This window comes from Gemmatimonadaceae bacterium (genome assembly GCA_035533755.1).
Taxonomy (GTDB): domain Bacteria; phylum Gemmatimonadota; class Gemmatimonadetes; order Gemmatimonadales; family Gemmatimonadaceae; genus JAGWRI01.
Map to the genome: position 1 here is coordinate 1 of DATLTC010000002.1, position 26,671 is coordinate 26,671.

The following is a 26,671-nucleotide window of genomic DNA, read 5'->3' on the forward strand; positions in this document are numbered from 1 at the left end:
TCCTTGCCTTCGCGGTCGTACACGGCGTCGAACAGATCGAGATCGGTGAGGTAGATGCGCTGGGCCAGCAACACGGCGTTGTCCAGCCGCATGGTGACCAGATAGCGCGGGTCGATGGTGCGGAGCTGCGGGCCGATCTGCTGCACCAGCTGCTCGCGCGCCCGGGCGTACACGGTGTCGTGCGCGGCGATGCGGGCCTCGGCGCTCTCGGGGTGGGCGCGATATACGGAATCGATGGACCGATAGAGTTGGTCCCAGAACCGGGCGAGGATCTTCTGGTCGTCCCACCGCGCCGCCACGGCGGCCGCCGCCGACGAGTCGCCGCGCGACCGGAAGAACCGCTCGGCGCCCCGCGCGCCCGAGAAGTTGGCGAACGACTCGTTGAACACCGCCTGGCCGCTCGCGTAGTAGGTGTTGTGCGTGAGTTCGTGGATTACCGTGTTGGCCAGGTCCAGCGAATCGTCTTCCATGGACGTGGAGAGCAGCGGGTCGTTGAAGAACCCGAGCGTGCTGAACGCCGGCGACGGCCGGAGATAGGCGTCCATCCCGCCGGCTTCGAGGGAGCGCGCGGCAGCGCGCGCCGCGGCGAAGTCGAAGAATCCCTTGTAGGGCACGCGCCCCACGATGGGGAACCACCAGGTGACGGGCGCCAGCCGGTCGCGATAGGCGCCCGAGAGCACGAGCACCAGCGTGTCGTGCTGGAGCTGCGAGTACGTGGTGAAGCTCTGCTTGGCGGCAAGCCCCAGCGAGTCGGCCGCGAACGCGCGAGCAGCGAGCACCACCTGGAGCTTGGCCCGGATGGCCGCCGGCGTGGCCGGGTCGGCGACGATGGCGCTGATCGGGTGCCGGTGCGCGAGGATCTTCCCCTCCTCCCATCCGGCGCGCAGCAGATAGCGCCCGGTGGGCGCGAGGGCCAGGTAGCCGGCAACCAGGGTCAGGAGTCCGAGGGCGACGCGGAGCAGCACGGTGCGAATGCGCATGGAATTGAATTTCAGGTTCTCAGCGTTGAATGGTCGGCGCAAGGCCCAGAGCGACGCTCTCAGCAGTTGGGTACGGATGCGACGAATGTGCGGAATGCCACGGATCAAGAATATTGGGGGCGCGCTGGGCAAATGGTGGTGGCGCCCGGGCCCTCCCGATCGACGCTCGCTCCCGAAGCCCCCTGGCATTGATCCGTTTGGATTCCGGTCAGTCCGCCGTATCCGAATCCCAAGTCGTAGATGCCGGAATGGTCAGCAACAGGCTCAGACCGGCGCTCTCAGCAGTTGGGTACGGATGCGACGAATGTGCGGAATGCCACGGATCAAGAATATTGGGGGCGCTCGCTCCCGAAGCCCCCTGGCACTCGTCCGTTTGGATTCCGGTCAGTCCGCCGCATCCGAATCCCAAGTCGTAGATGCCGGCATGGTCAGCGCCAGGCTCGGAGCGGCGCTCTCAGAAGTTGCGTACGGATGCGACGAATGTTCGGAATGCCACGGATCAAGGGCATTGGGGGCGCGCTGGGCAACGGGTGGTGGCGCCGGGGCCCTCCCGATCGGCGCTCGCTCCCGAAGCCCCCTGGCATTGATCCGTTTGGATTCCGGTCAGTCCGCCGCGTCCGAATCCCAAGTCGTAGATGCCGGAATGGTCAGCGACAGGCTCAGAGCGGCGCTCTCAGCAGTTGGGTACGGATGCGACGAATGTGCGGAATGCCACGGATCAAGAATATTGGGGGCGCTCGCTCCCGAAGCTCCATAGCACGCATCCGTTTGGATTCCGGTCAGTCCGCCGCATCCGAATCCCAAGTCGTAGATGCCCGGTCATAGATGCCGGAATGGGATGCCGGGATGGCGCGCCGCATGCACGCGCGCGCGCCCGTGTTCCATGGCACCCAACGTCGACGATGGGCGCTCACGCCCCCCCGCCAGCGGCGCTATCTTACCGCCGATGTCCTTCGTACACCTCCATTGCCATTCCGAGTACTCGCTGCTCGACGGCGCCAACCGGATCGACGACCTGATCCGGCGGGCGCAGGAATTCGAGCAGCCGGCGCTGGCCATCACCGACCACGGCAACCTCCACGCCGCGTGGTCGTTCCAGGAGCACGCCAAGAAGGCCGGGATCAAGCCGATCATCGGTATGGAGGCGTACGTGGCGCCGGGCGACCGGAAAGCCCGCGCCCGGGGGCCGAACGGCAAGGCGTACTACCATCTGGTGCTGCTGGCCCGCGATCTGATCGGCTACAAGAATCTCTCCAAGCTGTCGTCGCTGGGGTACACCGAAGGCTTCTATTCGCGGCCGCGCGTGGATCGCGAACTGCTGGCCCGGTACAGCGAGGGGCTGATCGTGTCGTCGGCGTGCCTGGCGGGGGAGATCGCCTACCACCTGCAGCAGGACGACATGGAGGGGGCGCGCGAGGTGGCGTCGTGGTACGCGGAGGTGTTCAAGGACCGCTACTACCTCGAGGTGCAGGCCCACGACTCGGAGGGACAGGCCAAGTTGAACGAGCGCGTGTTCGCGCTGGCCAAGGACGTCGGCCTGCCGGTGATCGCCACCAACGACGCCCACTTCCTGGCCCGGTCGGACCACGACGCGCACGACGTGCTGCTGTGCATCGGGCTGGGCAAGGATCGCGAGGCGCGCGACCGGATGCGGTACGACGGCGGGCTCTACTTCAAGAGCGCGCCGGAGATGGCCGAGCGGTTCCCCGACCGCCCCGACGTGCTGGCGAACACGCTGGCGATCGCCGACCAGGTGGACGTGGCGTTCACCAAGACGTACCACGTGCCGTCGTTCCCGCTGCCCGCGGGCGTGTCGTCGGAGAACGAACTGCTGGTGCGGCTGGCCACGGCCGGAGCCAGGGAGCGCTACGGCGACTCCCTGCCCGAGCCCGTGCAGCAGCGGCTGGACTACGAGCTGGACGTGATCACGAAGACCGGCTACGCCGGCTACTTCCTGATCGTATATGACTTCATTAAAGCGGCGCGCGACCGGGACATCCCGGTGGGCCCGGGCCGCGGATCGGCGGCGGGATCGCTGGTCGCGTACTCGCTCCGCATCACCGACGTCTGCCCGCTCAAGTACGACCTGCTGTTCGAGCGCTTCCTGAATCCCGAGCGCGTGTCGATGCCCGACATCGACGTGGATTTCTGCTTCGAGCGCCGCGGCGAGGTGATCGAGTACGTGCGCCAGAAGTACGGGCGCGAATCGGTGGGCCAGATCGTGACGTTCGGCACCATGAAGTCGCGGGCCGCGATCAAGGACGTGGGCCGCGTGCTGGGGTTCACGCCCGCCGAGACCGACGCGCTGGCCAAGCTCGTGCCCAACCAGCCGAACTTCTCGCTCACGGTCAAGGAAGCCATCGCCGAGGTGCCGGAGGTCAAGAAGCTCTACCGCAACGACGAGCGGTACCGGCAATTGCTGGACTACGCGATCGCGCTCGAAGGGCTGTCGCGGCACACCGGGGTGCACGCGGCGGGGGTGGTGATCGCGCCGGGACCGCTGGACGACTACGTGCCCGTGTGCACGCAGGCGTCCAAGGGCGCCGGCGCCGGGAGCGACGAGTCGGTCGTGGTCACGCAGTACGACATGGGCGCGCTCGAGAAGGCGGGCATGCTCAAGATGGATTTCCTGGGGCTCACCACGCTCACCGTGATCAAGGACGCGCTCGATGCGATCGAGGCGTCCACCGGACAGCGGCCCGACCTCACGGCCATCGACGACGGCGACCCGCGCGTGTACCAGATGCTGCGGGCCGGGCGCACGATCGGCGTGTTCCAGTTCGAATCGGCGCTGGCCACGGAGCTGCTGCGCGGCATGCGCTGCGACCGGTTCGACGATCTGGTGGCCTCCAACGCGCTCATGCGGCCGGGCCCGCTCGACGCCGGGATGCACCGCGTATATCAGCGGCGCAAGCGCGGCGAGGAGGCGGTCACCTACGCGCTGCCCGAGCTGCAGGCGGTGCTCGAGTCCACGTACGGCGTGATCACCTACCAGGAGCAGGTGATGCGCATCGCCCAGCTCCTGGCCGGCATCTCGCTGGCCGAAGCCGACGTGCTGCGCAAGGCGGTGGGCAAGAAGGACGCCGAGCTGATCAAGAAGGAACTGGACAAGTTCGTGGAGAAGTCGGTGGGGCGCGGGTACGATCGCAAGATCATCGAGGAGCTGGCCGGCCAGATCGAGACGTTCGGCCGCTACGGCTTCAACAAGTCGCACTCGGTGGCCTACTCGGTGATCTCGTACCAGACGGCGTGGCTCAAGGCCTACCATCCGGCCGAGTTCATGGGCGCGCTGCTGAGTTCGTCCATCGGCGACACCGACAACGTGGTGAAGTTCATCAACGAGGCCCGCGAGCTGGGCATCGAGGTGCTGCCGCCGAGCGTGAACGAGTCGGGCTACAAGTTCACGGTGGTGGGCGACAAGCGGCTGCGGTTCGGCCTCGGCGCCATCCGCAACGTGGGCCGGAGCGCCATCGATTCGATTCTCGCGGCGCGCCGGGACAAGCCGTTCACCGATCTGTTCGACCTCTGCGAACGGGTGGACCTGCGGCTGTGCAACAAGCGGGTGTTCGAGGCGCTGATCGCATCGGGCGCGCTGGACGAGTTGGGCGGGCACCGGCAGCAGTACCTGGCCACGCTCGACACCGCGCTGCACGAAGCCTCGCTCATGCAACAGGAGCGCACGATGGGCCAGGGGTCGCTGTTCGGCGCGATGGGCGCGGCGCCGGCCGCCAACACCATGGAACGGCATCGCGTACTGCCCAATGTGGCCCCGCTGAGCGAGTCCGACCGCCTGGCCAAGGAGAAGGAGATCCTCGGCTTCTACATCTCCGGGCACCCGCTGGAGCCGTTCCGCGTGGAGTGCGAGCTGTTCGCCACACGCACCGTGGCCCAACTGGGCAGCTGGACCAACGACCAGGTGGCCATCGGGTGCGTGGTCACGGCCATCAAGCGCCAGACCAGCAAGAAGACGGGTTCGGAGTTCGCCCGGTTGACAGTCGAGGATTTTTCGGGATCTTCGGAGGTGCTGGTATTCCCCGAAGCCTGGGGGTTGATCGGCCACCTGCTGCGGACCGATGTGCCGGTGCTGATCAAGGGCGGGTATTCCCGCCGGGACCAGGAGACGGACCATCCAACCTTCATCGTCGCGTCGGTGACGCCGTTCGCCGAGCTGCGCCTCAACGGGCAGGTCGCCGTGGCCATCGAGCTGACGCCGGACGAGATCGTGAGCGCCGATATCATGCGAGACATACGCTCGGTCATCGAGGCGCACGCCACCTCCCACGTCGGGAGCCCGCCGCTCGAAGTGCGGTGGACCGACGGCTCGGGCCCCACGGAGCGCCTGCAGTCGCGGTCGCTGCGCCTGTCGGCCACGCAGGCGGCGCTCACCGACCTGCGCGCCGTGCTCGGCACCGAGCGCGTGCGCCTGGTGCGCGGGAACTAGCATGACCGCGGCCTCCCTGGAGTTCGAGAAACCGCTCGTCGAGCTGGAACACCAGATCGAGGAGCTCCGGCGGCTGGCCGGCGACCGCCAGATGGACGTGGCCGCGGAGCTGGCGCCGCTGGAACAGAAGCTCGCCGCGCTGCGCGCGGAGATCTACCGCAACCTCACGCCGTGGCAGCGCGTGCTCGTGGCCCGCAGCAACAAGCGGCCGTTCACGCTCGACTACCTGCGCCTGGCGTTCACGGACTTCGTGGAGCTGCACGGCGACCGGCTGTTCCGCGAGGACCCCGCCATCGTGGGCGGATGGGCGCGGCTGGACGGCGAGTCGGTGATGGTGATCGGCCACCAGCGCGGGCGCGACACCAAGGAGATCGTGCGGCGCAACTTCGGGATGCCCCATCCCGAGGGCTACCGCAAGGCGCTGCGGCTCATGAAGCTGGCCGAGAAGTTCCACGTGCCGGTGATCACGTTCATCGACACGATGGGCGCCTGGGCCGGCCTGGGCGCCGAGGAGCGCGGCCAGTCGGAGGCGATCGCGCACAATCTGTTCGAGATGAGCCGACTCAAGGTGCCGATCATGGCCACGGTGATCGGCGAGGGCGGGTCGGGCGGGGCGCTGGGGTTGGGCGTGGCCGACCGCGTGATGATGCTCGAGAACTCGGTATATTCCGTGATCTCGGTCGAGGGCTGCGCGGCGATTCTGTGGAAGGACGGGAAGAGCCCCGAGATGCGCGAGAAGGCCGCCTCGGCGCTCAAGATCACCGCCGCCGATCTGTACGAGTTGCGGGTCATCGACGAGATCATTCCCGAACCGCCGGGCGGGGCGCACGCCGATTTCGAGACCACCGCGGCGTCGGTCAAGGAAACGCTGCTGCGCAACCTCGACGAATTGCGGCGGCTCAAGCCGGACAAGCTCGTGCGGCGGCGCCGCGAGAAGTTCCTGCGGATGGGTCAGTTCCTGGAGTAGTCGTGGCGCATCTGATCGAAGTGGCATTCAAGGGCAACCGCAAGGACTTCTTCATCTGGGAGCAGGACGAGTTGCCGGCGCTCAAGGCGCCGGTGGTCGTCGAGGCCGACCGGGGCGAGGACGTCGGCCGCGTGCACGCCGTGGGGGAACGCGCGGCCACGCGCAACGCGGGCACCTCGCACGGGTACGGCAAGGCCCTCCCGGCGCGACGGGCCCGCCGCCTGGCCAGCGACGACGACGTGCGGCGGCTGGAGGAACTGCGGGCGCAGGACGACGAGGCGCGGCGCAAGGCCATGGAGCGCGTGACGGCCAACGCCCTGGTCATGAAGGTGTCCGACGCCGAATGGCAGTGGGACCGCAAGAAGCTGACGTTCTATTTCACGGCCGAGAAGCGCGTCGACTTCCGGAATCTGGTGCGCGAGCTGGCGTCCACGTTCCGCACGCGCATCGAGCTCAAGCAGATCGGCGTGCGCGACGAAGCCAAGCGGCTGGACGGCGTGGGACGGTGCGGGCGGCAATACTGCTCGGCGTCGTGGCTGCCCGAACTCCTGCCCGTGAACCTCGGCGTGGCCAAGGACCAGCGGCTGTCGCTCAATCCCACGCAGATCTCGGGCGCCTGCGGGCGCCTGATGTGCTGCCTGCGCTACGAGCACGAGTTCTACGTCCAGAGCCGCAAGCGGTTTCCCAAGGAGGGGCGCGTGCTGGTCACGGCGCGCGGCGAGGAGAAGGTGCTGTCCAACGACATCTTCCGGGAGCGGGTGGTGTTGCGGGGCGCCGAAGGCGAGCCGCGCACGGTGCCGCTGGACGAGCTGCGGGACGAAGTGGCGCGCACCGACCCCGACGCCGGCTGGCTGCGCGTGGGAACGGCCGCCGCGGCGCCGGCGTCCGAGCCTGCCCTCGACGTGACCAGCGAGGGCCGCGTGACCGACGAGGGCGACGAGGACTCGGCGCCGGCCGCGGACGAACCGGAATCGGCCGCGCCGCCGCCGATCACGGAGGCCGGTGGCGCATCGGCCGCCGGCGAGCGCCGGCCCCATCGCCGCCGCGGTCGCCGCGGCGGGCGCCGCAACCGCGGGGCCGCGGGCCAGGGCCAGCGTCCCGACGCCGACCCCGCGGCGCCCGCCGACGAACCGCCCGAGTCCCCCCCCGCTGCCCCGCATTCCCACGGAGCCTAGGTGTCCCAGTTCTACATCACCACCGCCATCGACTACGCGAACGGCGAGCCGCACCTCGGTCACGCGCTGGAGAAGATCGGCGCCGACGCGATCGCCCGCTATCAACGGCTGCTCGGCGCCGACGTCCATTTCCTGATGGGGATGGACGAGCACGGGCAGAAGGTGGCGCAGGCGGCGGCCGAGCGCGGCGTGCCGCCGCAGGCGCTGGTGGATCGCATCGCCGCGTCGTTCGAGGCGATGTGGGCCCGGTTGGACATCTCGTATGACCAGTTCATCCGCACCACGCAGCCGGCCCACAAGGCCGGCGTCCGCGCGCTGATCCTGCGCATCCACGAGCGCCACCCCGACGACTTCTACGAGCAGGCGTACGAAGGGTGGTACTGCGTGGGCTGCGAGCTGTTCAAGCGCGACGACGAAATCGTGGACGGCAAGTGCGTGACCCACCCCACCCGCGAGCTGCAGTGGACCGAGGAGCACAACTGGTTCTTCCGGCTCACGCGATATGAGCAATTTCTAAAAACGCTGTTCGCGGAGCACCCGGAGTTCCTGCGGCCGGAGACGCGCCGCAACGAGATCCTGTCGCTGCTCGACCAGGGCCTGGAGGACATCTCGATCACCCGGTCGCGGCTGGCGTGGGCGATTCCCTTCCCCATCCCGACCAGCGGCGGCGAGGAGCAGGGCACCTGGGTGTGGTTCGACGCGCTGCCCAACTACCTCACGGCCACCGGCTATCCCGACCCCTCGTACACGGGGCGCTGGCCGGCGCAGCTGCACGTGATCGGCAAGGACATCACGCGGCTCCACTGCGTGATCTGGCCGGCGATGCTCGAGGCGGCGGGCCTCGCCCTGCCCGAGGCCGTGTGGGCCCACGGGTTCGTCTCGCTGGGCGGGGAGCGGTTCAGCAAGTCGGCCGGCGTGAAGCTCGAACTGGGCGACGCGATCGACCGGTTCGGGCCCGACGCGTTCCGCTACTTCCTCACCCGCGAGGTGCCCTTCGACGGCGACGGCGGCTTCTCGTGGGAGCGGTTCGAGGACCGGTACAACGCCGATCTCGCCAACGCATGGGGCAACCTGGCCAGCCGCACGATCGCCATGGTGGCGCGGTATCGCGACGGCGTGGTGCCGGCCGCGGCGCGGGGCGCGGTGGACGAGGCGGATGCCGCCGACTACGCGGCGTATCACGCGGCGATGAACGGCTCGCGCGGGTACCTGCTGCACGAGGCGCTGCGCGTGGTGTGGCTCACGGTGGCGCGGGGCAACGAATACGTGGACCGTCAGGCGCCGTGGAAGCTGGCCAAGGATCCGGCGCAGGCCGGCGAGCTGGACGCCACGCTGGGCACGCTCATCCGGCAGCTGGCGCGACAGTGCGTGGCGCTGCAGCCGTTCATGCCGGCCAAGACGCAGACGCTGTGGGAGCAGCTGGGCGGGCCCGGCCGCGTGGCCGATCAGCGGTTCAGCGCGTTCGCGGCGTTGGACGCCGCCGGCTGGCGCGTGACCAAGGGCGATCCGCTCTTTCCCAAGCCCGAACGGACCGCCTGACGCCGGACCGCGTCAGAACATGACGCCGAAGGTGAGCGGCACCATCTGGCGCGAGACTCCGGTGTGGCTCACGTAGTAGTACCGCAGCTCCACGAAGTTGCTCATGTCGCCCAGCTGCCACTTCCATCCGCCGCCGAAGTTGAACCCGAGGTCGTTCTCGGAGTTCAGGCCGGCGAAGGTGCTGATGTGGTTGAGGCCCACGCCGCCGATGAAGTACGGGGTGTCGCCCGCCCCGGCGATGGGGAGCACGACGTTCATCATGAGGGACGTGATGTTCTGGCTCACCATCCCCTTCTTGCCGCTGAACCCGGCGTATGAGAGCTCCCCGCGCAACGCCACCGGCCACCCCCGCGGGGTGCCGGCCGCGAGGCCGTTGAGCACGTAGCCGGTCTGCACCTCGCTGCTGAGATCGCTGAGCGGGATGTTGAGGCCCGCGCTGGCCCCGAAGTGCATGGTGGGCGCGGCGTCCTGGGCGCCGGCGATGCCGGCGGGGACCACCACGAAGGCGAACAGCGCCGCAACGATCGTGCGGAGGCGAAACGGTATCATCGAGTCTCCTGGGCTCGAACATGTGAAAGCGGGAGGCTTCACCAGAAGCCTCCCGCTCTCGTTACCCCGAACGTCGGGGAGTGTTACGAGTTCCGGTCCAGGCAGGACGCGCCCGCGACCGGGTTGTTCTGCTCATCCACCGTGATCGGGAAGTTGACGTCCGACCCCATCACGCCGCCCGCCGCCCCCTGGTAGTTGCCGGTGGGGAAGACCGATTCGGGAGTGCGGCCATACTGGCGCACGAGGCGCCGCAGATCGCCCAGCCGGTGGCCGGTGAGATACATCCAGAACGCGCGCTCGTGGAACAGCATATTCACGCGGCCGTCCGTGGTCCCCGGATCGACGAGCGGCGGGAGGGGCGCCGGCGGGGTCTGTCCCGCCTGCGTGTACGGAATGCGGTTGGCGATCGTGGTGTTGCTGCGCAGCGCATTCAGGATCCCCAACATGCCCGTCACGTCCCCGAGCTTGAGATCGTTCTCGGCCACGATCAACTGCGCCTCGATCCCGTCGGCCAGCACGACCGGGGCGGCGAGCGAGGGGTACTTCTGCTGATAGAACGCCGGCGACTGGCCATCCTGGCCGACGCCCGACTGGTTGTAGCGCACCCGCCAGTCACCCGTGGATCCGGCGATGTTCATGCCTTCGGTGCGGAAGCCCAGTCCGTTGGTGCCGTCCAGATCGGCCACCGCGTATCGCTTGCTCAGCGGGCCGACGTTGGTGTACACGCCGTTGTTTTCCCGCCCGCTGTTCTGGGAGGTGTACACGAAGTACTGGAAGGTCACCGGCACATTGACGGCCTGCGCCGCGGCGCCGGCGTAGTCGCCGTTGTCGAGCAGGGCCCGCGCCTTCCCCACCTGCGCCAGGTAGGCGATGTTCGAGCCGGCCGGCGCGATGGCCAGCGCCGAGTCGAACTGCGCGATGGCCAGGGTGAGCGTCTGCGCGCCGGTGTTGGCCGCGCCGTACGTCGCGGCGCCGTTCACGAACTCGCTGTACGCCACGCCGTTGCACCAGTCCTCTTCGAACATGATGTAGTTGAACCCGTCGAGCGCGTGCAGCTCGGCGTTCCGGATGTCGTTGGGCGCGAACTGCGCGAACGCCGCCGCGCCGCGCTCCAGCGAAGCCCGGGCCAGGTGCATGGCGCGGTACCAGCCGTTCACCGTGCCGTTGGTGACCTGGGTGTGCCGCTGGTCCACCTCGATCCGGGTGGGGAAGGTGTCGATGTCGCGCAGCTCGTCGGCCAGCAGGCCGGGGAGCGTGATCGAGCCGTCGACGGCGGTGAGTTCCGCCTGGAAATCGGCCAGGCCGCCGGCGTACACCACCGGCAGACCGGACACGCTGGACACCGACGCGGGCGTCGCCACGTCCACGTCGTTCACTTTCAGCACCTTGTCGAGATTGCAGGCCGTGGCCGCGAGTCCACCGAGCGCGAGCGCGCTCAGCGACGCGATGCGGCGCCACGTGCGGTGGGATGCAGTGGTCATCATTCGTCTGTCGCTCATGGAATGGGGTGGCGGCTCAGAAGGAGACGTCCAGACGCGTCGTCCACATCCGGAGCGGCGGCTGCGTCAGGAAATCGGTGGTCGAGAAGCCCGTCGGACTCTGAGAATTGATCTCGGGATCGAATCCCTTGTACTTGGTCCAGGTGTGCAGGTTGCGGCCCGCCACGGTGAGCGAGAGGCCCGAGGCGTTCAGGCGATGCGCCCACGACGTGGGCAGCGTGATCGTGGCCGACACCTCGCGCAGCTTGGTGAAGTCGCCGGGCTGGATGTACCCCCAGCTCGATCCCTCGAGACGCGCGATGGCCGCCGCCTGATCGGCCAACGGCGCGTGCGGGTTGTTCACCTCGGGGCACGTATTGAACGCCGAGACGGTGCAGCGGAATTCCTGCGTGAAGTTCCAGTTGTAGAACCCGCCGCGGTAGTCGAACAGCGCCGTCAGCTTGACGGTCTGGAAGAGCGTGAACTCCGGCGACACGGTGAGCGTGCGCGTGGGCAGCGGGCTGCCGCGGTACATCGCGGTGTCGCTGAGCACCACCTCGCAGGCTCCGGCGCCGGGCACCTGGGGCTGCCCCGCGCAGTTCGCGCGGCTCAGGATGCCGTCGCCGTTCAGGTCGGCGTACGACAGGATCTTGCGCTGCCAGTAGCCGCCCAGCGCATACCCCTCGCGGTGCATCTGATCGCCGTTGTTGAACACGATCGGCGGCATGCCGTTGCCCAGATGCACCAGTTTGTTGGTGTTGTTCGAGGCCGACGCCGACAATTCGAACTTGAGATCGCGCCGGTCGAGCACCGTGGCGTCGAGCTGCAGCTCATTCCCGGCGTTGTACACCTGGCCCAGATTCACGAACTGCGTGCTGCTCACGCCCAGCGACGGGGCCAGCGTGCGCGCGATGAGCGCGTCGCGGGTCGTCTTGCTGTAATGCGTGTACGTCAGGCTCGCGCGGTCCTGCCAGAGGCCGAGGTCGGCGCCGACTTCCGATTCCGTGGAGATCTCGGGCTTGAGGTTGGCGTTGCCCGTGCCGCCGATGACCACGGCGGTGAGTTCCTGCGAGCCGGGCGCCGCGACCGCCGCGCCGTTGAGATACGTATCCGCCTGCCGGAAGCCCGGCTTCTGCCCCGAGACGCCATAGGCGGAGCGGAGACGCAGCGAACTCAGCAGGTTCTGTGCTTCGAAGAACTTGTGGAAGTACGGCTCGTCCGACACCACCCACGACGCGCTGAGCGCGGGGTAGTAGGCGAGCTTGAAGTTCTGGCCGAAGGCGCTGTTCTCGTCGCCGCGGATGGACGCCGTGAGGAACAGCCGATCGCGCCACGCCAACTGCTCGTGCACGTAGCCGCCCACCGTGATGATGGTCTGGTTGCTCTCGCCGATGTTCTTGTTGGCGCTGGCCGTGGCCAGCGAGGCCGTGCCCGGCACGAGCTGCGTGCCGCTGGCCGACGTCGTGTGCTGCTGCTCGTTCACGTACTGGCCGCCCACGGTGGTTGACGTATTGATGCTCGACCAGTGGGGCAGCGTATGCGTGGCCACCAGGCTTCCCTGCGCGGTGTAATCCAGGTTCTGCCCGCGAACCTGGTTGGCCGAGCCGTTGATCAGGCCCTGGTTGATCCAGGTCACGACGTTGGCCGGATCGATGCTCTGGTCGAGCATGTTGTTCACGTCCATCCCGGCCTGGCCCACACCCGTGAGCCACGACGTCATCTGCCAGGTGGTGTTCGCCCCGCCCTGGAACCGCTTGGCATCCTGCGTGATGGGCCAGTAGTAGAAGGTGGACGGCGGCGCCGAGTAGAAGCCGCGGCTCAGCGTGTCGCCATGGCACTGTGTCGGCGCCACGCCCGGCGCGCAGTTGAAGGCGTGCCCGAGCAGCACGTTGCCCATCACGCCATAGATGTCGTTGTCGTTCTGCGGCAGCCCCACGTCGCGCTGCACGTAGTTGGCGGTGACCGTCGAGTTGATGTTCGGCTTGAGCTGCGCCGTGACGTTCGTGCGCAGGCTGAACCCGTTGTCATGGTTGGGGGCCACGGTGCCCTGGGCGCGATTCACGTCGCCGCTGATGAAGTACTGCGCCTGGTCGCTTCCACCCGACGTGCTCAGCCCGAAATGCCGGGTGTTGCCCTGCCCTTCCACATGGTAGAACTGCTCGGCGTTGAAGCTCACGATCGAGCCCTGTTTGCACAGCCCGAGGGTCGTCCGGTCGTTGGTGCAGGAGCCGTTGAACGGCGCGCCCGCGAGCGTCGTGCCCACGTTGTAGTACGCCGACGGATAGTTGGTGGGATCCACCATCGATCCCCCTTCCGCGAACGTGCGCCAGAGCGTGCTGCCGGCGCGGCCCCGCTTGGTGGTGATCTGGATGACGCCGTTGGACGCCGCCGTACCGTACAGCGCCGACGCCGCCGGCCCCTTGAGCACTTCGATGCTCGCGATGTCTTCCGGATTGATGTCGTCGAAACGGCTGATCGTCTGGCCGCCCGTGTTCTGGTTGAACGACTGCGCGCTGTTGTCCACGCGCACACCGTCGATGATGATCAGCGGCTCGTTGGACAGCGACACCGAGTTGGCGCCGCGAATGCGGATGCGCGAACTCGTGCCGGGCTCGCCCGACGTTCCCGACACGGTGAGGCCGGCGGTCCGCGCCGACAGCACGTCGGTGAAGTTCGGAGTCGCCGCCAGGTTCACGTCCTTGCTCATCGAGATGATGCCCACGTCGTTGCCGTTCTGTCGCTTGCGCTCCGTGGCACCGGTCGCGGTCACCATCACCTCCTCCAGCTGCGTGGCCGCGGTCGTCAGCCCGAAGTTCACCGTCACCTCGCCCCCGGCCGGCACGGTGGCCTGCTGCGTGGAGGCCGAATACCCGAGGCGGTTGACGCGCACCATGCGCGCGCCCGCGGCAACACCCGTCACCTGGTATTCACCGTTGTCGTCGGTCCGCGCGCCACGATGCGTGCCCACGATCGTGATCACGGCGTTGGCGATCGGGGCCCCGGAGCCCTTGTCGGTCACTCGGCCGTGCACTGCGCCGACCTGTTGCGCGCTGGCGATGCCGGCGCCCAATGCCGTGCAAACCAGCGACGTGAAGAAGCCTCGCACCAGATTCCGCATCGATGTCTCCCGTCGGGATGAAAGGGTCGCGGGGGTCCCGCCACGGGTGGAGAGGTGGCAGGCCCAGACACTGCGCGCGGCGGACATGCTGGCGCCGCGCAATTGCTCCGGACATGAAAACCGTGCGTGCGGTCGATAACGTCACGCTCCCATATGTTTACACGTTCATCTTTGTGTGTTTTTGACAAACCCGCGAGGGCCGACCGCCGAGGGGACCCCAGGCGACATGAAAAACCGGGGCAGCGAAGGCTGCCCCGGCGATCTACCTGCCCGCACCACCCGCCTATTTCGGCTTCGGAACCGGCGGGGCGTTGGGCGTCGAGAAGTCCACCTTCGGCACCGCCGCCGCGGCCTCGGTGGCGTTGAAATACTTCCGGTCCTTGGACCCGATGGCCTTGGCCGTGAGCACCTGCGGGAACTGGCGGATATACGCGTTGTACATCCGCACCGCGTCGTTGTAGTCGCCGCGCGCCACCGCGATGCGATTCTCCGTCCCGGTCAACTCGTCCTGCAACCGCAGAAACTCCTCGTCCGCCTTCAGGTTGGGATAGTTCTCCGAGATCGCGAGCAGGCGGCCCAGCGCTCCGGTCATCCCCTGGTTGGCGTTGGCCATCTGCTCGGGATCGCCCGACTGCACGGCGTTGAGCAGCCGCGACCGCGCGTTGGCCACATTGTTGAAGATCTCCTCCTCGTGCTGCGCATAGCCCTTCACGGTATTCACGAGATTGGGGATCAGGTCCGCGCGACGCTGCAGCTGGACCTGGATCTGACTCTGGGCGGCCGAGGCCTGCTCGTCCAACGTCTGGATGCGATTGTATCCGCACCCGCTGGTGAGCAGGGCGAGCGCTACGGGGAGCCAGCGACGTTTCATGGAGTGAACCTCGTTCCCGATGGTGAACCGGCGCCGAAAAAGCGTTCCGGCGGCGCCGAGGGCGGCGCCACGATTGCTCCGCGGCGCGCCACGCACATCCCTACGAAGACTGCCTGCCTCAAGTTCCCGATGCTACCCCTCGACCGCGAACCGGTCGATGTACCGCACAACGCCTTCCATCCCTTGGACATAGCCGTCCATCACCGCCGGCGCCGCGGCGGCGGCCAGCTTGGTCTCGCCGCGCACGTGGCGCACCACCTGCAGGAACGGCTCCGCATCCACCCCCGCCGCCCCCGCCACCGACCGGCTGAGCGCCGCGTTGTCTCGCGACGGGCTCTCGCCCCGCAGCCGCTCCACCGCCCGGAAGATCACCATGATCGTGCTCAGGCTCGACGCCAGCAGTTCGAGCTGCGCCCGCGCATCGTCGCCCGACGCGAGCAGCCCCTGCCGCAGCGCCAGCAGCTTGCCCAGGGCCTGATGCTCCACCTGCAGCCGCAGGTCCGCCCGGTCCACGCGGATCCCCGCAAAGGGCGACTCGCCGTGCAACAGCCGGTGCCGTTCCAGCATGTCGGCGTACTCCATGGGAAACACGTCGGCCGATTCCCGCCATTCGTCCACCGTGAACGTGAGCGGCGGCGGATTGCCGGCGGCGCGCCATCCCCGTGCCGTGGCCGACAGCATGCGCAGCCGCGCCGTGTCCAGCGCATCCACGATCACGAGCACGTTGTAGTCGGATCGTTTGGGGATGTGCTCGCCGGCCGCGGCCGACCCGTAAAGCACCACGGCGTGCAGCCCGTCCTTGAACACGGCGCGCAGCTGCGCCACCAGATCGTCGAGAGTCATCTTTGCCATAGGATCACCAGGAAGAGCCGCCGCCACCACCACCGAACCCGCCACCGCCGCCGAACCCGCCAAATCCGCCGCCGCCTCCGAATCCGCCGCCGCCAAACCCGCCGCGCCCGCCGCCGCCGCCCCATCCACCCAGCCCGCCAAAGAACAGCAGCGGCAAGCAGCCGCTGCGCCTGCCGCCGAGCAGCGACAGCACGAGAAAGAGCACAACGATGAGGGCGAACGGTGGAATGCCCCCCGATTGTCCGCTTGGCTCCTGTTCCGCGGGCGCCGGCACCGTGAACGTGGAATCGAGCGTGAAATGGAATTCCTGCGCAAACCGCTGGGCCACGCGCGCCGTGACCAGCGCCGTGCCGTCGGCATAGTCACCGGTGCGGAAGTACGGCGTGGCCTCGCGACAGATGTCACCGGCGTCGGCATCGGTGATGAACCCCTCGGTGCCGTACCCGGTCTCGATGCGACAGTAGCCGCGCCCGTCCTGATTGGTCTCCTTGGGCACGATCAGGATCACGGCCCCGGCGTTCCGCGTAGGATCGCCGGGATCGCCCAGCTTGCCCACCTTCCACGTGCGCCCGATCTCCAGCGCGGTCTGGCTGGGATCGCGGTCGTGGAGATTGGGCAGCGTGACGATCGCGATCTCGCCGCGGGACTTGGTGCGCACCTGCTCGGCCAGACTCGTGAGCACATCCACGGTCTGGGCCGACAACACGTGCGCGAAGTCGTTGACGACCCCGGTGGCCGCGGGAATCTGGAGGGTGCCGGCCTGCCACAGCGCCATGACTCCGGCGAGCAACGAGAAGACGAACACTGAAGGTGGATTCCGGGTAAGAGAAGCCGGCCAACGCTCCGTCGAGTCTAGCGGGACGCGGGGCGAGAGGCCAGCAGATGGCCCTCCTCCGCGCCTCGCCGGGCCGCATTAGCTTAGTACGACGCATCGAGCGCCCGTGTTTCTCCCGCCGAATCATCGACCCCGCACGCCATGTCTCGCACCCGTTTCGTACTGCCCCTCGCCGCGCTGATGTTCGCGGGCGCCGCGCTGACCGCCCGCCCCGTGCACGCTCAGCGGAGCGCGGCGCCGACGCCCGCCGCGCCCGATTCCATCTCGCCGCGGGCGGATGCCGGTCGCGTGGAGGGGTCGCCCACGGCCACGGTGTGGCTCGTGGAGGCCAGCGACTTCCAGTGCCCGTTCTGCAAGGAATGGCACGACAGCACGTATCCCACGATCCTCAAGGAATACATCAACACCGGGAAGATCCGGTTCGCGTTCCTGAACTACCCCCTGTCCATGCACGAGCACTCGATGCAGGCGGCGGAGGCCGGGATGTGCGCCGCCGCGCAGGGCAAGTTCTGGCCCATGCACGACGCGCTGTTCACCACGCAGCCCCAGTGGGACGGCCCGCAGGACCCGGCGGCGTTCTTCCAGACGCTCGCCGCCAGGGCCGGCGTGAACGTGGCCGCCTGGAAGCATTGCGTGGCCACGCACGCCGCCCGGCCGATCATCAACGCCGACCGCGACCGGCTGCGCAACAACGGCGTCAATTCCACGCCCACCTTCTTCATCGGCGGGCAGAAGATCGAGGGCGCCGCGCCCACCGCCAGCTTCCAGAAGGCGATCGACGACGCCCTGGCCAAGGCCGGCAAGCACTAGCCCCGAGCCGCCGCCTTCCGTGCGCGCCGCGCTTCGCCCCCTGTATGCGGCCACGGCTCAGCTGGCGCGGCTCGGCGCCGCGCTCGCTCCCGCCGGCGGGTCCAAGCTCGCCCGCACGTTCGCGGCGCGGCGAGGCATCCGGCGCCGCTACGCCCGATGGGCGGCCGCGCATCGTGACCCCGCGCGCCCGCTGCTCTGGATGCACGCGCCGTCGGTGGGCGAGGGACTCCAGGCCCGCCCGGTGCTGGCGCTGTTGCGGGCCCGGCATCCGGCCCTCCAACTGGCGTACACGCACTACTCGCCCAGCGCCGAGCGGTTCGCGGCGTCGCTCGACGTGGATTTTCGCGACTACCTCCCGTTCGACACCACGGGAGATGCGCGCGCCGCGCTCGACGCCCTGGCGCCCCGCGCGCTGGTGTTCAGCAAGCTCGATGTATGGCCGGCGTTGACTCGCGCCGCCGCCGCGCGCGGCGTGCGCCTGGGGCTCATCAGCGCCACGCTGGCCGACGGCTCGTCCCGCGGCCGCGGCCTGGCGGCGATGCTCCTTGGCGATGCCTACGCCGCCCTCGATGCGGTGGGCGCGATCGACGCCGAGGATGCGCTCCGGCTGGTGCGGCTCGGCGTGCGCGAACAGGTGGTGGAGGTCACCGGCGACACGCGGTACGACCAGGTGTGGGCGCGAGCCGAGGGCGTGGACCGCCGCGGCGGCCTGCTCGGACCGCTGGCGTCGTCGCGGCCGACCGTCGTCGCCGGCTCCACCTGGCCCACCGACGAGGCCCCGCTGCTGCATGCGTACGCGGCGTGCCGCGAGCACGCCGCCGGGCTCCGGCTGATCATCGCCCCGCACGAGCCCACGCCCGAACATCTGGCGCCCATCGAGCGATGGGCGCGGGAGGCCCGCATCCCGCTCGCGCGCCTCGGGACGAGCGATGCCGCGGCCGCCGACATCGTGCTGGTGGATCGCGTGGGCGTGCTCGGCGACCTGTACGCGCTGGCCGACGTGGCCTATGTGGGGGGGGGATTCCACAGCGCCGGCCTGCACTCCGTGCTCGAGCCGGCGGCATTCGGGGCGCCCGTGCTGTTCGGGCCCCGCCACGCCGCCAGCCGCGACGCGGTGATCCTGGTGGCGCAGGGCGCCGGCGTCAGCGCCCCCGATCGGACGGCCCTGGCCGCCGCCCTGCGGCGATGGATCGATTCACCCGACCGGCGGGCGGACGCGGGAGCCCGGGCGCGGCGCGTGATCGAGTCCGGCCTGGGAGCGGCCGAGCGGTCGGCGCGGCTGGTGGAGAGGTTGCTGGAGCGCTGATCGGCGGGCGGCACGGCGCTCTTCCCCCCCACCCCGCGGGTCCGTATGCTATTGCGCATCTACTATAGCAGGAGTGTGGTCGTGCGCTTCAACATCGTCTACACCACGTCGCTCGGCCTGCTCGCCGTGGTGAGCGCGGGGTGTGCATCGGGCGCGGGCAGCGCCGGTGGGGCTGCCTCGGTCCGGTCGGAGGCCGCAAGCGGCGCGCTCGGCCCCGCCATGCTTCAATGGTCGGGCAACTTCCGGGCCGTGCAGCAGGAGACCGGCACGTTCGGGGTTCGTGGCCGCAACACCGCGTCGGGAACGATCACCCTGGACGCTCCCGACCCCACCCAGACGCACGTCCGGATGCGCCTCTCGGTGCCCATCCAGGATCCCGTGCGCCTGCACTGGGCGTTGGCCTCCGGCGGCTGTGGATCGAACACGATCCCACTGATGGCGGTGGCCCAATTTCCGGAGCTCACGGTGAGCAACGGCGGCGGCGATCTGGACGTGGTGATGTCGATGCCGATGCCCACCACGGGCCGGTACCACGCGAACGTCTACAACAGCGGCACCCTGGGCCAGGACGAATCCGAAGTGCTGACCTGCGCCGAGCTCACGCTCCAGCAGCGCGGCTCCTGAGCGCGACGCCGGGCACGCCCCGCGGAGGGGCGCGCCCGGTGAACGCCGGAAAGCAAACGGGCGCATACCGAAAGTGGTATGCGCCCGTTTGATGTTGCGGCACTACGTCACGACGTGATCACCGACTGATCGCCCTCAATGGCGCGCGCCGGATCACGGGCGACGGCAATTCCATCATCCGGCCGCTGGGCAGAGGCAACGGCCTCCACGGCCCGGCCTGGTACGCGCTCAGCGCCAGCGCCAGACTCCGCCCAGGCGTGAACGAGCCCATGTTCATGTCCGGGAGCCCCACGCCGCCGTACGTGTAGACCGGCAGGTTGAGCGTTTCCAGCTCGGTGGCCGGAACCGGCAGATGTTTCAGGGTGCCGGGTTGGAGTTGATCCATGTGGCGGAGCGCGAAGAACCCGAACCCGTCGGTCGCATCCAACTCGACCTCGCGCTCGTACGTAATGTCCTGCAGGAAGGTCGCATCGCTGGCCGACGCCGTGATCGGCGGCAGATGCCCGCGGTTCACTCGCGTGTTGTTGATGAGCTGCGCCGCGAGGTTGCGATCGCCGCCCGTACGGATGAGCGCTTCGGCCTTGAGCAGATCGTTCTCCGCCGCCAGCGTGTACGGCATGGGGCCGAGGTTGCTCACGTTCGCCTGCCACGACACGCCGATATACCGCACGTGATAGTACGGGCTCTGCATGTAGATGCCGCGGCTGGCGCTACCCTGCACCTGGCGCGCGTACACGAAGTCGGTCTTGTCATCCGTGCCGGCCGTGTACGAGTTGACGTTGGTCAGGTCGGTTCCCAACCGGGCGTCCGCCGGTTGCTGCGGCGCCCACATGGCATCGTACCCGGCGGTGCCGCCCGCGGGGGCGCCGGTGTAACTGCTCGGCACGTTCGGGGCCATCTGATGGATCAACTTCAGATCGACCATCATCCAGCTGGGCAGGTCGAAGTAGTCCATGAACTCCGACCACCAGAGGTTGGCGTCGCCCACGACCGTGAAGTCGAACGGCGGGCCGGCCGAACCGGTGCCGATGCCCTTGTCGGCATACGCCAGCACCTTCGTCCAGTCCACCTTGGCGGCCTCGGCGGCCGTGCGCGGCGTGTACGCCAGGAGCTGCGCCGCCATCGTGTTGGCGTACCGATTGAGCATTTCAGCGGTCAGCCCACCCTGAGCCGGGAACTCGGTGGAGCTGTAGGTCCAGCTCTGGTTGGCCGTGAGCGCGATGAGCGCGTCGAGCTTGGTCTGCGCGAACGCGGAAACGGCGCTGTACGGCTGGAACGTCGGCGCGCCCTTGGTGGCGTCGAACGTCTCGTCCACCGCGAACGCCTTGTCGAAGACGAGCGCCAGCTGCATGAGCGAGCCGGCCTGCGCCCACAGGGCCAGTGCCTTGTACTTGTCGGTACCGTCGGGCAATTGCACGCCATTGGCGATGGCCTTCAACACGTCGTTGGCCTCGCCGAGCGTGGTGTACTGGTTGTCCCACGGCACCTGCGCTACCTCGATGTCGCCATTGGCGGCATCGTTGGCATACGGGATGCGCGGTTCGAGGTTGTTGAACCGTGCCCCGAAGTTGCCGTAGTTCATCGACATCAGGTCGCCGGTCACGTTCAGCATGACCCACGGATCGCGGGCCGTGCTGCCTGTGTACCACGAATTGATCGACGAGATCGCCAGATGCTCGACGTCGCTCGGATTGGCGATGGCGCGCGAGACGTCGGGATTGTTGGGGTTGGTGACGTTCAGATCGCGGCTGCAAGCGGTGCCAAGAATCAGCACCGCTCCGGCCAGCGCCGCCCCAACCGTTCTTTGAATGTGCATAGGTGTCAGCTCCATGGCTGGGCGGATGGTTAGAAGCGAATCTCCACCTGGCCGGTGATCGTCCGGAAAGGCGGATAGTTGAAGCCGTCGATCTTGTAGTTGAAATCGCTGCCCGCCGTCACGTCCGGATCGAACCCGCTGTACTTGGTCCAGGTGATCAGGTTGCGGCCGACGAGTGACAGCTTGAGTCCGCTGACACGACCGAGGCCGACCATGGGCAGGAATTTCGTGGGGACCTCGTACCCGGCCGACAGCTCGCCGAGCTTCAGATACGCGCCCGATTCCACGAAGTACTCATCGGCATTCAGGCCGTTGTAGAGGCCGCCCGAGAAGAACGCTTCCGCGACCTTCTGGTTGGCCGCCTTGCCGACCATGTCCATGACGCCGGCCCGCAGGTCCTGGAACGTCCACTGCTTGCTGAAGTTGTAGACGCTGCCGCCCACCTGGCCGTTGAAGGTCGCGTGAATGCTCAGCCGGCCGAGGCGGATATCGTTGTTGATACCGTAGCTCAGGCTGGGGTTCACGTTGCCGATGTTGAAGTTGCTGTTGCCGTTCTTGTCCACGTACAGGATCGGCGACTCGTTCGGCTGTCCGCGCTGCGACGCCAGAACGAGGAAGCCCAGCGGGTTGACCACGTAGTTGCTGGCCACGGCGCCCGCGTTCTTCGGATTGTCGAGAAGCTGCGCGAACGTGTGGACGAATTTCTGTCCGTAGATCAGGCCCAGCGGCTGCCCGGCCTGGTACCAGAACACGTTCTGTCCCTGCGCGCCGTTGGCCGACACGCGGAACGCCGCGCGGTTCATGGAGAGAATCTCCTGCGTGGTGTGATCGCCGGTGATCGACAGATCCCACGTCACGTTGCGGCGGTCGAGCAGCCGGGTCTGGAGCATGCCCTCCAGCGTCTTCGAGCCGATGTTGGCCGCGTTCTGCCACTGACTGTTGAACCCGCCAGACGCCGCCAACGAGAGCGGAACCTGGAGGAACGCGCCCTTGGTGAGGCGGTCGGCGTACGTCAGCTCGGCCGAGAACCGATCCAGGAAGTCGGCGTTGATGCCGTACTCGGTCTCGGTGAGGATCGCGGGATCCAGCTTCTTGTTGCCGAGGGTGTTCTTGCTGAAGTTGCCGTTCGAGATGCTGTACGTCTCGTACTGGTATTCATATCTCGGGCGCAGACCGGCGGTGCCGCGCGCCGCGTGAATCTTCAACTCCTGCACGCCCGGAATGTGGAAGTCCTGCGTGATGCGATAGGCGCCGGAGATCCGGTAGAAGTTGGACCACCGCGCCTGCGGTCCGAACAGCGACGATCCGTCGCGGCGATAGAGCCCGTCGAACAGGTAGCGATCCTTGAGGTCGATGGACTGCGACACCATGTAGTCGGTGGTCTTTTCCTGGTCGATGTACGAACCCACGTAAACCGACGACTGGGCCAATGCCGACAGGTCGGGCACGCCGTTCACGTTCAGTTGGCCGCCGCCGCCATTGAAATTGTTCCGGTCCACGTTCTCCATCTGGTACGCCACGCTCGTCGTGGACAGCAGGCTCCGCAAGAAGAGCTTCGTGGCCGTGGCTCGCACCTGGGAATTCCACGACACGTTATTGTCCCAATTCTTGCTCAGGTTGCCCTGGCCCGGCGTACCGCTGGTCCCGCTGAGCGTGCCACGCGGCGTGTAGTTCGTCTGGGTCTGGCTCAGGCGATCCGTGCCGTAGTTGGCTTCCAGCCGCAGCCAGTCGGTCGGGTGATAGCGGCCCGACACCGAGCCGAGCATGCGCTGGCGGTTGCCCTGGTACGAATTCGTGTACAGATCGTACAATGGGTTGCCGCGGGAGTTCGGGCTGGCCCACGACGGGAGCACCGGGTAGTACAACGTGGTGTCCGTGGGATCCGGGTGCGCCAGATCGATCATCGGCGGCGCCTGATACAGCGCGAACCACGCCTGGCTGTTGTTCACGTCCGGATTGTAGTCGTTGTCCTGGTTGCCGTACGTGATGCTGGCCGAGATGTCGGCGTTGTCGCCCACGCCCTGATCCACGTTCACGCGGGCGTTCTGCCGGAACTGGCCCTTCTTGAACGGCAGGATGCCGCCGTTGTGGTCGGAGCTGAACGACGCGTTGAAATTCGTGTTGGCGCGCCGCATGCCCAGCGAAACGTCGTTGTTGTAATAGTTGTTGTCGCTCAGCCAGGTCTGGAGCTGGTTACGGAAGCGATTGACCCCGCTCGACGGGAACGGCGTGTCGTCAAACCCCGACGTGTTGACCACCGGGTTGCCGCTGGCGTCCAGCTGGATGCTGCCGTCGGCGTTGAACTGGTCGCGCGTGCCCATGTTGACCGTCGGCCAGTGCGCGATGCCGGAAGTTCCGTATTCCGAGTGCGCCGTGACCGACAGGTGGCCCTCGGCCAGATCACGGCCCTGCTTGGTGGTGATGGCGATGACGCCGTTCGCGGCATTGGAGCCGTAGAACGACGCGCCCGCCGCGCCCTTGAGGATCTCGATCGACTCGATGCTCTGCGCGTCGATGTCGCTGATGCTCTCGGTGGTGATCACGCCGTCGATGATGATCAGCGGCGCGCTACAGCCCACCTGCAAGCAGGTCGACCCGCGGATGCGGATCGCGGGCGCGCCACCGGGATTGCCGACGCCGGCCGCCACCATCACGCCGGGCACCTTGCCCGCCAGCGCCAGCAGCGGGTTCGCGGCCGGCACGTCCTTCACCTGAGCCGAGGTGACCTGCGCCACCGTGAACGTGAGGTTCTTCTGGGACGTCGAATCGGCCACGCCCGTGGTCACGACCGCGTTCAACTGGAACGGGTCCGCCTTGAGGGAGAAGTCCAGCCGGTGCGACCCCGCGGACAGCACCACCGATTGCGTCTGCGGCGCATAGCCGATGTACCGCACGCTCACGGCGACCTGCTGGCCCTGGGCGTTCCGATCCGGGACCGTGATGGTGTAATTGCCGGCTTCAGTTGTGGTCGCGCCCAGCTTGAGCGCATTGATGAACACGCTGGCGCCCGGAATTGCGGTGCCATGCTCGTCCATCACTTTGCCGGTGACCACGGTGGACTGCCCCATCGCCTTCTGCGCCGTGAATGCTACCAGGCACGCGGCAACTACAGGGACAATCCATCCTCTCAGTCGATCCACCGTCATAATGTGGGTCCTCATCCAATTGGAGGGAGGGAGGGAAGGAGGGCGGGAGGACGTACAACCACCAGTCGCATAACGGCATGCAACCATCGAATTCAACCGGCGGGGTAAACCCGGTTCAGGGTGAATCCGTGGCGCGTACCAGGTGGGTAACAGCAATGGAGGTGGCCAATTGTGCAGTCCAGCACGACAATCCGCAAGAGACCGCACCTGCCGCGCCGCCGGTCACCCCGCGAATGCGCCACCTGAACCCACCCCCGATCGCCCGACGCCAACCGACCTGTGCAGTCAAGTTATTGACAGTACAATACTTAGCCGCATTATGGAACGCGTCGGCTCTGCTCCTGAGGCGTGGGCGTGAAATCGAACGGCATCTGCACGAGTTCGCGCACCGCCTTGCCGCCGACGGTCGCCGGCGTGAACCGCGCGCTGGGCAGCGCGCCAAGAGTCGCATTCGTGAATGCGGAGTCGGTTGCCGACAGGATCGTCACGGTACCCATTTCGATAGCGCCGGAAGTGTCGACCACAAACCGCGCCAGAACCCGCCCGCCGGTCCCCGATCGCAACAACGATGCGGGATACACCGGCTGTGCGCTCCCCACCAGAAGTTTCGCCTGCTCCTCGACGGCATCCGGCAGGTACACGGCCTTGCTCTCGATCAGCGCCTGGACGTCCACCGGCTTCACGGACTGGAGCCGGTCCGCGCTGGCGCGCGGTCGCATGGGAGCCGACCAGATCGCGATCACGCCGCACCCCTCCATCCCGAACGGTCCCATCAACTCGGCCGGCACCGCCGAGCCGTACGGATAGACCTCCACCCCCTCGACGGTTGAGAGATCGATCATGTTCAGGTCGAACCGCCCCAGCGCCGCCGGGAATCCGTCCACGATCACGAGCGGTGCGCACCGCGAGCCCGGCAGCGTGACCGACGTACCGAGCTCGCCCGGCATGGTGATCACCCGCACGCCGGGAATGCGCAGCAGCGCATCGGTCATGCGGAACGTGTTGCCCTTGGCGATGTCGGCCTGCGTGATGTAGTAGCCCAGCTTCTCCGCTCGGCGCGCGTTGAACCCGGCCAGCCGCGCGTCGTAGGGCTGGGCCGTCCGCGCCGTCACGTGCACGGCGGGGAGCACCGCCGGGAACGCGTGCACGCGCAGGTCGAGCACGAGGGGAGAGTCCCCCACGTCCCAGAACGAGGTGAGGGGCGCGTACCCCAGGCGCCGGACGAGCAGCACCCGGCTGCCCACGGGCACATTCCGAAGTTCGAATGCACCGGCCGAATCGGTACGCGTCCTGATCTCGGGTCCCACCGCCACGTCGGCACCAACCACCGGGCGGTCGGCGCTGTCGCGTACCGTGCCGCGAATGATGCCGACCGACGCGGCGCCCTGCGCACGCGCCACCGGGGCGGCACCCAGCAATAACGCCGCGGCAGCCACCGCCAGTGCATATCGGGACCCGCCCAGGCGATCACATCGCGATGTTCGCATCGCACGTCCTCCCGCCAAGGACTCATGCAACCTCCGGAACCGGGCCGCAAGCCCCCCGAACTCCGAGACGGCCGACGCCATGGTCCGGGAACGCCCGCGGGGCGGATCCCCCCAAGGGACCCGCCCCGCTCCGGCCGCCGCGCCACGTGCCCGGGCGGTTATGCCGGCGTGGCGCGCTCGGTGACCACGCGCACGGTGTTGTTCACCACCTGGAGGAAGCCTCCCTCCACCGTGAACCGGCGTGCCGACGCGCCCTCTCCCAGCCGCAGTTCGCCCTTGCCGAGGAGCGTCATCATCGGCGCGTGCCCGGTGAGGATGCCCACCTGCCCGTCGAAGGCCGGAGCCACGACGCCCTCGGCCGTGCCCTCGAAGAGCACGGCTTCGGGCGAGATCACGGAGACGTTCAGCACGTGTGCGTTCCTCAGCCCTGCGCCAGCTTCTTGGCGTTGGCGATCACGTCGTCGGCGCCGCCGGCCATGAAGAACGCCTGCTCGGGATACTGATCGAACTCACCGGCCACGAGGCGCTCGAACGAGCTGATCGTCTCCTCGAGCTTCACGTACTTGCCCGGGATGCCGGTGAACTGCTCGGCCACGGCGAACGGCTGCGACATGAACCGCTGGATGCGGCGGGCGCGGCCGACGATCTTCTTGTCGTCTTCCGAGAGCTCGTCCATG

19 protein-coding genes are annotated in these 26,671 nt (G+C 67.9%); 7 read left to right on the forward strand and 12 right to left on the reverse strand.

Translation table 11 applies throughout. The features are described 5' to 3' along the window. Positions 1-980, reverse strand: a 980-nt coding sequence (locus VNE60_00125; GenBank protein ID HVB29911.1) for an aminopeptidase, incomplete at its 3' end; no start/stop codon positions are given. A 946-nt stretch (positions 981-1,926) separates the two neighbouring features. Here VNE60_00125 and dnaE point away from each other — a divergent pair. Genes dnaE through VNE60_00145 form a run of 4 tightly spaced genes read left to right on the forward strand, consistent with a single transcriptional unit; the run spans position 1,927 to position 9,102 of the window. Beyond that, positions 1,927-5,421 carry a DNA polymerase III subunit alpha gene (gene dnaE / locus VNE60_00130; protein HVB29912.1) on the forward strand — a complete coding sequence of 1,165 codons (3,495 nt, stop codon included), beginning with the start codon at positions 1,927-1,929 and terminating at the stop codon, positions 5,419-5,421. Between the two features lies 1 nt (position 5,422). Further along, positions 5,423-6,388, forward strand: a complete 966-nt coding sequence (locus VNE60_00135) for an acetyl-CoA carboxylase carboxyltransferase subunit alpha (protein HVB29913.1) — start codon at positions 5,423-5,425, stop codon at positions 6,386-6,388. A 2-nt stretch (positions 6,389-6,390) separates the two neighbouring features. Then, a complete protein-coding gene (ricT, locus tag VNE60_00140; GenBank protein ID HVB29914.1) occupies positions 6,391-7,563 on the forward strand; it encodes a regulatory iron-sulfur-containing complex subunit RicT in 1,173 nt (390 codons plus the stop codon). After that, entirely contained in the window at positions 7,564-9,102 is a 1,539-nt protein-coding gene (locus tag VNE60_00145) for a class I tRNA ligase family protein (GenBank protein ID HVB29915.1), read from the forward strand. A gap of 12 nt (positions 9,103-9,114) precedes the next feature. Here VNE60_00145 and VNE60_00150 read toward each other — a convergent pair whose 3' ends face one another. The 6 genes from VNE60_00150 to VNE60_00175 form a co-directional block, all read right to left on the reverse strand. Continuing rightward, complete coding sequence (locus VNE60_00150) at positions 9,115-9,651, reverse strand: outer membrane beta-barrel protein (GenBank protein ID HVB29916.1); 537 nt, start codon at positions 9,649-9,651, stop codon at positions 9,115-9,117. A gap of 83 nt (positions 9,652-9,734) precedes the next feature. Next, positions 9,735-11,150, reverse strand: a complete 1,416-nt coding sequence (locus tag VNE60_00155) for a hypothetical protein (GenBank protein HVB29917.1) — start codon at positions 11,148-11,150, stop codon at positions 9,735-9,737. 16 nt (positions 11,151-11,166) lie between these two features. Next, a complete protein-coding gene (locus tag VNE60_00160) occupies positions 11,167-14,247 on the reverse strand; it encodes a SusC/RagA family TonB-linked outer membrane protein (protein ID HVB29918.1) in 3,081 nt (1,026 codons plus the stop codon). A 283-nt stretch (positions 14,248-14,530) separates the two neighbouring features. After that, positions 14,531-15,118 (reverse strand): LemA family protein, encoded by a 588-nt coding sequence (locus VNE60_00165; GenBank protein ID HVB29919.1) that lies wholly within the window; start codon positions 15,116-15,118, stop codon positions 14,531-14,533. A gap of 132 nt (positions 15,119-15,250) precedes the next feature. Next, positions 15,251-15,970 (reverse strand): nucleotidyltransferase domain-containing protein, encoded by a 720-nt coding sequence (locus tag VNE60_00170; GenBank protein ID HVB29920.1) that lies wholly within the window; start codon positions 15,968-15,970, stop codon positions 15,251-15,253. Between the two features lie 4 nt (positions 15,971-15,974). After that, positions 15,975-16,775 (reverse strand): TPM domain-containing protein, encoded by an 801-nt coding sequence (locus tag VNE60_00175; protein ID HVB29921.1) that lies wholly within the window; start codon positions 16,773-16,775, stop codon positions 15,975-15,977. A gap of 171 nt (positions 16,776-16,946) precedes the next feature. Here VNE60_00175 and VNE60_00180 point away from each other — a divergent pair, with 171 nt between their 5' ends. From VNE60_00180 to VNE60_00190, 3 genes are read left to right on the forward strand one after another with little or no spacing between them, the layout of a single operon-like run. Continuing rightward, positions 16,947-17,615, forward strand: a complete 669-nt coding sequence (locus VNE60_00180; protein ID HVB29922.1) for a thioredoxin domain-containing protein — start codon at positions 16,947-16,949, stop codon at positions 17,613-17,615. A gap of 19 nt (positions 17,616-17,634) precedes the next feature. Continuing rightward, on the forward strand, positions 17,635-18,921 hold the full coding sequence (locus VNE60_00185) for a glycosyltransferase N-terminal domain-containing protein (GenBank protein HVB29923.1): 1,287 nt from the start codon (positions 17,635-17,637) through the stop codon (positions 18,919-18,921). A gap of 45 nt (positions 18,922-18,966) precedes the next feature. Beyond that, a complete protein-coding gene (locus VNE60_00190; GenBank protein HVB29924.1) occupies positions 18,967-19,545 on the forward strand; it encodes a hypothetical protein in 579 nt (192 codons plus the stop codon). A gap of 118 nt (positions 19,546-19,663) precedes the next feature. On the opposite strand, the gene VNE60_00195 is transcribed toward VNE60_00190, so the two are convergent. From VNE60_00195 to VNE60_00215, 5 genes are all read right to left on the reverse strand, one after another. Continuing rightward, complete coding sequence (locus VNE60_00195; GenBank protein HVB29925.1) at positions 19,664-21,361, reverse strand: RagB/SusD family nutrient uptake outer membrane protein; 1,698 nt, start codon at positions 21,359-21,361, stop codon at positions 19,664-19,666. 29 nt (positions 21,362-21,390) lie between these two features. Further along, on the reverse strand, positions 21,391-24,501 hold the full coding sequence (locus VNE60_00200) for a SusC/RagA family TonB-linked outer membrane protein (protein HVB29926.1): 3,111 nt from the start codon (positions 24,499-24,501) through the stop codon (positions 21,391-21,393). Positions 24,502-24,824: 323 nt separating this feature from the next. Next, positions 24,825-25,994, reverse strand: coding sequence for a TonB family protein (locus VNE60_00205; protein ID HVB29927.1), 1,170 nt, complete (start codon positions 25,992-25,994; stop codon positions 24,825-24,827). Positions 25,995-26,152: 158 nt separating this feature from the next. Further along, the gene (gene atpC, locus VNE60_00210) at positions 26,153-26,404 is read right to left on the reverse strand and encodes an ATP synthase F1 subunit epsilon (protein ID HVB29928.1); all 252 of its coding nucleotides are present in this window, start codon (positions 26,402-26,404) and stop codon (positions 26,153-26,155) included. Positions 26,405-26,415: 11 nt separating this feature from the next. Next, positions 26,416-26,671: F0F1 ATP synthase subunit beta (locus tag VNE60_00215; protein ID HVB29929.1), on the reverse strand; the 256-nt coding region annotated here is incomplete at its 5' end.

Coding starts and splice junctions, on each gene's coding strand:
- dnaE (HVB29912.1), top strand. CDS start 1,927: ATGTCCTTCGTACACCTCCATTGCCATTCCGAGTACTCGCTGCTCGAC.
- VNE60_00135 (HVB29913.1), top strand. CDS start 5,423: ATGACCGCGGCCTCCCTGGAGTTCGAGAAACCGCTCGTCGAGCTGGAA.
- VNE60_00150 (HVB29916.1), bottom strand. CDS start 9,651: ATGATACCGTTTCGCCTCCGCACGATCGTTGCGGCGCTGTTCGCCTTC.
- VNE60_00155 (HVB29917.1), bottom strand. CDS start 11,150: ATGAGCGACAGACGAATGATGACCACTGCATCCCACCGCACGTGGCGC.
- VNE60_00160 (HVB29918.1), bottom strand. CDS start 14,247: ATGCGGAATCTGGTGCGAGGCTTCTTCACGTCGCTGGTTTGCACGGCA.
- VNE60_00165 (HVB29919.1), bottom strand. CDS start 15,118: ATGAAACGTCGCTGGCTCCCCGTAGCGCTCGCCCTGCTCACCAGCGGG.
- VNE60_00170 (HVB29920.1), bottom strand. CDS start 15,970: ATGGCAAAGATGACTCTCGACGATCTGGTGGCGCAGCTGCGCGCCGTG.
- VNE60_00180 (HVB29922.1), top strand. CDS start 16,947: ATGTCTCGCACCCGTTTCGTACTGCCCCTCGCCGCGCTGATGTTCGCG.
- VNE60_00190 (HVB29924.1), top strand. CDS start 18,967: ATGCTATTGCGCATCTACTATAGCAGGAGTGTGGTCGTGCGCTTCAAC.
- VNE60_00195 (HVB29925.1), bottom strand. CDS start 21,361: ATGCACATTCAAAGAACGGTTGGGGCGGCGCTGGCCGGAGCGGTGCTG.
- VNE60_00205 (HVB29927.1), bottom strand. CDS start 25,994: ATGCGAACATCGCGATGTGATCGCCTGGGCGGGTCCCGATATGCACTG.